Here is an 8,808-nt window from a genome sequence, read left to right as displayed (position 1 = left end):
ATGAATTTTATGATCAACATTTACTAAAAGTAATGGCAGCATAATTTAAATATTTAGAGCGGATTTATCACTTATAAAACTGAATTGAGTGGTCTAATTAACGGAACCACATTAGTTTTCCTATATCGATCAAAATAAATTTGAGCATTTACAATCTGCTTTACAGACTGCCTTTGAAAATGAGCAAGTATATCTCACAAATCCAACGGACTTTTTAACTGCCTATCGTTTTATTGATACACACCCAGCCTTTTGGACGGTTACTGGCGACTTACCATCATGGCACTGGAATACATGGGGACATTGCCAAAATGTTTATCACGGTGTATATGAAGATGATGGGAAATTAGTGATTTATTTAGAGACTGGCTCACATCTCAATAAATTAGAAGATGGTGGTAAATTATACCAAGAACATTATCATGATTATCGTTTAGATGTTTGGGCAGATACGTTTGAACAGGCGTTTATCAAGTTGGCGGCAATGGTGTATAAGTTTTTTGACCATCAAGGTGTTGAGCGTCCAGATGTGCCACATATAAAACCAACATGGGTTCTGGAGCTTGATGAACGAATTGCAGATTTTAAAAAATGGAAAGATGAGGAGCTGTGAGTATTCACTACTAGGGGGACGTCCATGACGTTGTTAAAGTATGTCGTTTAAAACCTCTGCCAATGTTTGACCATTTTTACGATTGATCAATCTAGCAGACATACCAAATGCTGTCGGTCCTGTAAAATCTGCAAGTGCTGTATCCCCAACAAATAGCACCTCTGAAGATTGGCAACCTAGTTGCTCAATGAGTGATTGATATATTTTCGACTCAGGTTTAATTGCCGCCACTTCATAACTCCAAGCATAAGCATCAAGGGGCGGTAATAATGAAGAAACAATTTTTCCATATGGCATAGCTAAATTTGAGCATAATGCCAATCTGAATCCTAATTTCTTTAATTCTTCCAAAGTTGATAGTGTATCTTCGTACAGAACGAGAGATCTTAATTCTTCGTCTAAATCATGCTCAATTTCTTGCAGAAATTGCTCTGAAATATTTACCGCTAATCGCTTTGCAAGCTCTGCCAAATTTAAATTGTGGGACATAATAAATTTGGCATCATCAGGTTTTGGCTGTCGCCCATTTTCCTTAAGCCATTTCATTAATTTTCTATATGAGGAACGTCTTTCCCCTATTTTTACAAGTGTGCCAAATACGTCAAAAACAATGACCGATGGCTCAATATGGCCTGCTTTTATAAATGATTCCATATTTTTACAACCAATTAAATTTTACTTTTTGTTGAGATTACCATAAGAGCATTGCTAAAAAATTAAGGGAGATATTTGATATCTCCCTTTGATTATTTTATTCACTGAAATCTGCAAACATGATTTTAGGAAAATTCTTCATAAAGTGGCGTCTAACATGATTGAAGTCACTGAGATCATGTTGATTTTTTTCAAAATAATTCACCCAGGCTAAAGTCGCATCTTGGTCATTTAAGTTGGGGTTAACATTCAGAAATAAAGCTAAATCAAATGTACGATCAATATTAAACTCTTTGATTATCACAACAGCAGTCGAGCGAACTTCTTCTGAAACAGAGAATTTTGGTGAAAAGTAGTTATTCATAGCTGAACTTCCTTAAAAAACTATATAATAAAACTTAGAATGGCTAATTTGTTTTTAATAGAACAGTATAACCTGCTGCAGGTTAAATTATCATGGTAAAAGTTATTTATCAAGTTAAATTAACCTTCTGTAGGTTAATTTTTTAATTTAAAGGTTGTTATGATTAGATGTAGGTTGTCAACTTTGATGGGTGAGCGAAAAATTTTAAAGCTAAGTGAGGTAGCTCAAGCGACTGGTATCAATCGTAATACGCTAACAAGTCTTTACTATGATCGTGCAGTACGAATTGAACTTTCAGTCGCTGATACCTTGTGTAAATATTTTAATTGTAATATGCAAGATTTATTTGAATACAGCGAAGACTCGTAAAGCAGGGAACTAAGTGGTCCATAATTTATTGATAAATTTAAAAATAATCTAGAGTGAGCAAAGTTTTATGTTAGTGATAGCTGAAGTTTTGATTGATATATTTTTTTGCTAAAAATCTAGCATAAGCTCTACCTAGACAAAAAATTACAAGACATAAAATTAATGTTGACATTAATGGGATCAAAGGCTCCATTAAATTATGTTTCTGAAACATAATACCCGCAAAATTTGGTAAACGTCCCATAATGAAATAGAATCCACCGATTACTAAGGTAAAGATTACCCAACAAATTGCGATAGCATGTTTTTGATAGCGAAAAAATGTCTGATTACGGAATGATGAGATACATTGATTACAATAAGGAAATCTCTGATAGTCTTCATAAGAAAGCATCCCATCACCATTTTTACATGGTAATGAGTGATTAATTGTTAAATTGCCACCACATACATTGCCTGTATTCGAATGACCGACAGAAACAGAATTATTTGTCATAAGAATCCTAGCTATTTATTTAAGAGTAATATCTCTTCCTGCAACATTCCCAGTATTGGAGTCACCGATCGTAACAATATTACCCTTAGGTGGTTCTGGAGTATTTTGAGTTAATAAACCTGCCAAGATATGTCTTTGTACAGTTTCTGATGCTTGCCGAAATAATTCAATCAGCATTTTTTCTTGTGTTGTCAGACTTAAAGACTCTCTTTTTCCTGTTAAAACGTAATTAATATCAAAGCCTAATTCCGTAAGTTTAGCAAGATACTCTGCATCTGGAGAGCGTTTGCCATTTTCATAATTAGACTGTGTAGGAATTGCTACACCAACAAATTCAGCTACATCTTTTGCTTTTAAATTCAACCTATTACGTTCTTCTGTTAAAAAAATCTTATTCATTTGGATAAATCCTATTGATTTAAATTAATCAAACGATTAATATTAATTTGTTAGCGATACTTACATAGTGTAACACGCTCGAGATAATCATGAACTAACACGCAAGGGTAAACGATATGAAAGGAAAGCCATTCTTGGTTCGGCTACCGAATCCTGAAATTCGTGAGGCTTATCAACGATATTGTTCAGATCATTTAAGAAGTCTTGATGCACAGTCTTCAGTACTGATTATGAGAGAACTTAAAATCCAAGGCTATTTGAATGATTTGTCAAGTATAAATCAAAAAATGCTACAAAAGAGATAGATGCTGTGGGCTAAATTTTAAAAGTCATTATTTTCATTTGGCAAAAAGTATAAAAGCTCATGCGGGAACATGAGCTCTTATGAATGTCTTCATTGCTGATCAGACATTTGTATTTTGATGAATAGGGACATTTTTGTCAATCCTATCTCAAGATCACTTTTTGCCTGTTTTTTAATAAACAGGAGGCTCAAAATGAGCACTAAACTTAAAAATGGTCAGTCACGTTACCAGTCGAAAGCTAAAGTTGTGACCATCAAAAAATTTCAATTATTGAGGTTGGCTAAGGCAAACCATTGTTTCAATGATGCCGAGTTTGAAAATTATGGTGATGCGTACCTTGAATTCCCTGTGATTATTCAGGGAGACGGTTGTCCGTCAGAAATTTTTAATCTGTATTTACTGAAAAGACTACAACAAACAGTGCAGTATGATTTTAAAACATTTGCTTCGATTGCGAATCAATTGGTTGATTTTCAGCGGTTTCTTGAAGATGAACAGCTGGACTGTTTGAAATTCCACAAACTAAAACAGTCGAATGCGATTTTTAAATATCGTACTCGTTTGATTGAGCAAGCGAATGCAGGCCTAATTTCAGCCAGTTCTGCACGTGGTCGAATTAATGCAGTGGTAAATTTTTATCGATTTCTTGTCACAGAAGATTTGGTTGATCATCAACGCTACGGACTGCCATTTCAAGATGTCTACAAATATATTGCGGTAGACAATGAGTTTGGCGCACGTCGAAAAATGGCAATTAAGTCGCATGATCTTGCGATTCACGTTCCAGCCAAAGCCCCAAATTCTGAAGCGATTGTCGATGGTGGCGAATTAAGTCCACTCAGTGTTGAATCGCAAGCAGTCATATTGAAAGCACTGCAAAAATCATCACGAGAATATCAGTTGATGTTTTATCTTGCATTGTTTACAGGTGCTCGTTTACAAACGATTTGTACTTTACGAATCAAAAACTTAATTGGTCGTGAACCTGATAGTCAGGGTTTTATCCGTCTGCCTGTTGGGGCAGGGACAGGCATTGATAGCAAATTTCAAAAGCCAATGACGCTGCTAATTCCGCATTGGTTGGCGCAAGATCTTAAAATTTATATCAATAGTGAGCAAGCGAGTCAGCGTAGACAGAAGTCAAACTATGGCGAATCGGATGAAAACTATGTGTTTCTCACAAAATTAGGGACACCATTTTATACAAGTAAAGTAGAGCAGCAAGAGCTGACCGAGAGGATTAAAGCTTCTGACTCATCTAGGGCTAGGCTTAAGCTCTATGAAGGCGAAGCGGTACGCAGCTATTTAAAAGGTGTGTTATTGCCTGAAATTCGCTTGATTGATCCGCAATTTCCAAGCTTTAAATTTCATGACTTACGTGCCAGTTTTGGGATGAATCTACTGGAAAGCCAATTACAGCACCTGCCCGAAGGACACTCGGCGATGACCGCTGTCGAATATGTGCAAGCTCGCATGGGTCATCGCAATATCAGTACCACTTTACAGTACTTGAACTATAAATCACGCTTGCAATGGCGCAGTAAAATTCAGCATGAGTATGAATCAAGTTTAATGAAGTATGTGATGTCTTCTGTTAATTCAATAGGAGATCTGTCATGAATTTTATTCGTACTCCATTGTTTGTACATATCACTGATACTCATAAGCAGATTACTGAGCATGAGCGCCTAATACTCGTGCTGAAAGATAAAACGGCCTCATTTTCTTTTAGAACTTTAGATATTGGTACATTCTTTTTTGCTAAAAGAGCATGTTCTTCCGATATATCCGACCATGAGCTTGCTGCTTCTTTTGATGAAAAAAGACGCTATTTTTTAAAATGTTTTACCGATTATCTACTGCAAATGGATGGATCGGACCTATCAAAAGGGTTGTTCTATTCCATCATCAAAATATTTTTGGACTGGATTGATCAGCAAAAGAAAAATTTTGATTTATCCAATAAGGACAGTGTGATCGATGCGTATCGTCGTTACAGTAAACATTTAGTGGATCGGACTCTTCTTACTGACACTGATGACGATAACTTGGCTGCGCATACAGCAAAGCAATATCAGCGTAATGCAGCAAAGCTAATAGCATATGTATTTGACTGTCATGAAATTGATATTGTTAGTCAAGCAATGCAAGTTCAGTCACAGCGTTATGACGTTCCTGTTTTACCAATTGCACAGGAGGATCATCAAAAGACATATGCCACTTTGTTAAATATTTTTCTTGAAATCCATCGTATCGTGGTGCAAGAAGGGAGTTTTCCAGCACATTTTCAATCGGTGGATGAAGAGAACTTTTATTTTTATTCTGGTTTTCATCATCAAACTGAAAAACAACATATTCAGTTTGATATGCACAGCTATTTATCTAAATATTCAGCTATTCCAGATTTCTCAAAAATGTTGGTGGATTTCGGGCTTGCTGAGGATAGTGAACATCGAAAGCGCTTACGTGAAAATCGTAATCAAGCGATTCGTAAGCTTGAAGAGCGTAATAAAGATGAACGACATACTGAGCGAGAGCGACTCGCCTCCTATGGTCTTTGCATTGGTATGTTGTTGTTTATTGCACAAACGGGAGCTAATTTAGATACAGCTCAGCAGTTACAACTGGATACGATGAAAATCCTACCTTCAACTCAGGGACGGAGATTTTCGGGCACAAAAAGCCGTGCTGGTGGGAAAGAAGTTCAGCCTGAGTTTGGGGTGAAATTTGAACCTATTTTTAGACAAATTTTAGAACTTCGAGCATGGTATATCCAAGATGAAACCTGTCATTTTGTCTTTCCACAACGTAATGAAATTCAAAGTCTTGTGCCGATTGGAAGTGCTAGGTTGCAATTACTCAGAAACTTTTTACAACGCATTTTCCCTCAAATACTCTGGATTACACCGCAACAGTGGCGTAAGCATAAAAGCAGTCAAACTGTTGAGTTTAGCGATGGTGATCTACTGCTTGAAGCTGAAGTCATGGGTCACTCACTCGATACGGCAAAAAATAATTATGCACGTACGTCATTCAAAGATGCAGCTCAGCAAATTTCTCAATTCTTTCATGAGTTGCGGGATGTTGCCGTTGCGAAAACACGAACGGTTGAACGTATTGCGGTGCAAACACTAGATGAGGCTGTTGATGTTCAAACCTTGCCTGTCGGTGCATGCATTGCAGCAGCTCCACAGCCTGAAAAAGATTTAGGTTTTACTGACCAAGCTCCAACACCCAATTGTCAGCAATTTGAACACTGTCTTTTTTGTCAGCATTATGCAGTTCATGCCGATGATGAAGATGTCCGTAAACTTTTGTCATTAAAAAGCTTATTGGGTTACATCAAACAAAAAGCCACGGATTTGATTAAATGGGAGTCACAATTCGGTGTAGTTTTACATCGAATTGATGAAGTACTTAATGATTTATCAAATAGTTATGAAAGTCTGCGTGACCGTATTTTTTTAATTCAAGAAGAAGTAGAAAGTGGTGATTTAGATGCCTATTGGCTTAATCATTTTGAATTATTACTTGATTTGGGATGGATCGTATGAGTTCATTTAATTCATATTTGTATTCATTGGGTATTGCTGAACTGTTTTTACCTGATGAGTACAACTTACAGAATAATCAGCTGAGTGTTCCCACAAGCTTTATTTTATCCCGTATGTCAAATGGAGCAACACTGTCTAAATTTGTCGATGATGTTTGGGACTTTTCACCGTATCTACCGAAGTGTCACTGTAAATTAAATTTTAAAAGTTGGTTGAAAAATGCGCGTGAGAATGATTTTCTCTTCTGTCAAATACGTGCTGAAATGAAAAAAATTATTTTTGCGTTGCTCTACATCAAAACAGGTAAGTCGATTATTAAAAGTGTTGAGCAACGCCATCTTGTCTTGCGACAGTTTGCTGCAATTGCTTACCGCAATGGTTGCACCTTGACACAATTATTTAGTGATGCAGCCTATATTGCGAAAGTACAAGATGCTTATGCTGGCATCAGTTACCAAAGAGCTAATCACATCAAAGCATTTTTAACTGATTGTTTTGCCTTACAGCAGCAGTACCCGTTATTAATTCCAGCTTTTAATACATATCAACCGATTGAGCATTTAGCAAGGCTCGCTGCACAAATACGCTTGCAGTCGAGCAAAGTAGGTCCGCAAACCAAGTTGATTCCATCTCGTATTTATATAAGTTTAATTAATGGGTTAGCAGAGAAATTGAATGAGTTTAATCATTATGCACCTGCTTTACATCAGTGGTTTAAGCGCATTCAACAAGAGCCGTCTTTTGCACGTATGCCACGTGAGTTTAAAGATTATAAAAAAGCAATAAGTTTTGCCGATGCTCGTGATTTACTTGGTTTAACTGCACTTTTTAAAAATAATCAGATTCGCAAACATGCCAATTTGACTCGCTATATCACCTTGATTCAAGGTATGGCTAAGCTGTGGATTCACTTGTTTACAGGAATGCGGGACAATGAGGTGAATCAACTGTCTTATGACTGCTATCAAACTGTTCAAAGTAATGAGCATCTTGTGCATGTTGTCATGGGTTATACCTCCAAGTTGCATGGTGGTGGAAATAAATCGACGTATTGGATTACGTTTGAAGATATTCAGTTTGGGGTACATGCAGCACAAAGTATTGGTGAAATCTACGCTTTATTTAATCCGCATTACGATTTTTCTAACCCTCGTGAATATCCCTTATTTCCAACACGATATTCACAAAAACATCGGCATAAAAATAATCGAAATATTGAAAATGAAACGGATTTTATTTCCAATTTTTCAGGTGCTCCGACTAGAACACAGTCCAATTTTAACGAGTACTTGAACCATATTTCGGCATTACTTGGTGATGAGTTGCGCATCTGTGAAAGTGACTTGGCTGAACTGGAAGCCTTTGATGGTTTTCGCAATTGGCGTGAAGAAAAGGACTGTCAACTAGGTGAATACTGGAATATCTGTACCCATCAATTTAGGCGCTCATTAGCTGTGTATGGTGCGCGTTCAGGTGTTATTGGTTTAGGTGCTTTATCCGTTCAATATAAGCATTTAACCGAAGCGATGACTTTATATTACCGAGAAAACGCAGTATTTGCCCCGAATATTTTAGCCAGTGATAGCCAAAAGGAATTTATTCAAGAGCTGGAATATCAGCGCTTGGTGCATTCTTATGCTCAGTTTGAAGATGGTGTAATTAATAGTGCTAGCCGTTTACTTGGTGGGGCAGGAACCTATTTGCAGCTACAAAAAGACCGCGAGCAATTACTCACAGTATTTCCAAACCGTGATGAAGCAATTAAGCGCATGAAAAAAGGGGAAATTGCTTACAAACCGAGTCTTTTGGGTGCTTGTACTAATCCTGATTCTTGCGAAAAAATTTCATTTACTGCGATTACCAGTTGTTTGAGTTGTGCCCATGCTGTGTTTGATGCAACAAGTGCTGAAAAAATGCAAAAAGCGGTTCAGCGACTACAACGGCAGCGAGATATGCAAGCACAGAGCAGTCTGCTTTACGGGCAAATGGACAGCGATATTTTGGCTTTAAACAAAATGATTCAAAAAATTAAAACGATTAATATTGAGGTGTAA

Annotated in this window: 9 protein-coding genes; 5 read left to right on the top strand and 4 right to left on the bottom strand. The window is 36.9% G+C overall.

What is annotated here, in order from left to right; genetic code table 11:
* The first annotated feature begins 349 nt into the window (after positions 1-349).
* A complete protein-coding gene (locus F967_RS14415) occupies positions 350-613 on the top strand; it encodes a hypothetical protein (protein WP_004797651.1) in 264 nt (87 codons plus the stop codon).
* 33 nt (positions 614-646) lie between these two features.
* On the opposite strand, the gene F967_RS01055 is transcribed toward F967_RS14415, so the two are convergent.
* Together F967_RS01055 and F967_RS01050 are read right to left on the bottom strand one after the other, a co-directional pair.
* On the bottom strand, positions 647-1,267 hold the full coding sequence (locus tag F967_RS01055; RefSeq protein ID WP_004797649.1) for an HAD family hydrolase: 621 nt from the start codon (positions 1,265-1,267) through the stop codon (positions 647-649).
* Positions 1,268-1,364: 97 nt separating this feature from the next.
* Positions 1,365-1,631 carry a hypothetical protein gene (locus F967_RS01050; RefSeq protein WP_004797648.1) on the bottom strand — a complete coding sequence of 89 codons (267 nt, stop codon included), beginning with the start codon at positions 1,629-1,631 and terminating at the stop codon, positions 1,365-1,367.
* A gap of 159 nt (positions 1,632-1,790) precedes the next feature.
* On the opposite strand from F967_RS01050, the gene F967_RS01045 reads away from it, so the two are divergent.
* Complete coding sequence (locus F967_RS01045; protein WP_004797645.1) at positions 1,791-2,000, top strand: helix-turn-helix domain-containing protein; 210 nt, start codon at positions 1,791-1,793, stop codon at positions 1,998-2,000.
* A 70-nt stretch (positions 2,001-2,070) separates the two neighbouring features.
* Here F967_RS01045 and F967_RS01040 read toward each other — a convergent pair whose 3' ends face one another.
* Positions 2,071-2,496 (bottom strand): hypothetical protein, encoded by a 426-nt coding sequence (locus F967_RS01040; RefSeq protein ID WP_004797643.1) that lies wholly within the window; start codon positions 2,494-2,496, stop codon positions 2,071-2,073.
* A 15-nt stretch (positions 2,497-2,511) separates the two neighbouring features.
* Positions 2,512-2,895 (bottom strand): helix-turn-helix domain-containing protein, encoded by a 384-nt coding sequence (locus F967_RS01035; RefSeq protein ID WP_004797641.1) that lies wholly within the window; start codon positions 2,893-2,895, stop codon positions 2,512-2,514.
* 497 nt (positions 2,896-3,392) lie between these two features.
* Between F967_RS01035 and F967_RS01025 the strand changes: the two genes are divergently transcribed.
* From F967_RS01025 to F967_RS01015, 3 genes are read left to right on the top strand one after another with little or no spacing between them, the layout of a single operon-like run.
* Positions 3,393-4,820: a tyrosine-type recombinase/integrase gene (locus F967_RS01025; RefSeq protein WP_004797637.1), complete on the top strand. Its 1,428-nt coding sequence runs from the start codon at positions 3,393-3,395 to the stop codon at positions 4,818-4,820.
* The gene (locus tag F967_RS01020; protein WP_004797635.1) at positions 4,817-6,754 is read left to right on the top strand and encodes a hypothetical protein; all 1,938 of its coding nucleotides are present in this window, start codon (positions 4,817-4,819) and stop codon (positions 6,752-6,754) included. The genes F967_RS01025 and F967_RS01020 overlap by 4 nt, the downstream gene beginning before the upstream one ends.
* Positions 6,751-8,808, top strand: a complete 2,058-nt coding sequence (locus F967_RS01015; RefSeq protein ID WP_004797632.1) for a hypothetical protein — start codon at positions 6,751-6,753, stop codon at positions 8,806-8,808. The genes F967_RS01020 and F967_RS01015 overlap by 4 nt, the downstream gene beginning before the upstream one ends.

It is taken from the genome of Acinetobacter sp. CIP 102637, assembly GCF_000368425.1.
Classification (GTDB): Bacteria; Pseudomonadota; Gammaproteobacteria; order Pseudomonadales; family Moraxellaceae; genus Acinetobacter; species Acinetobacter parvus.
This window is presented reverse-complemented; position numbering and strand designations above follow the sequence as displayed.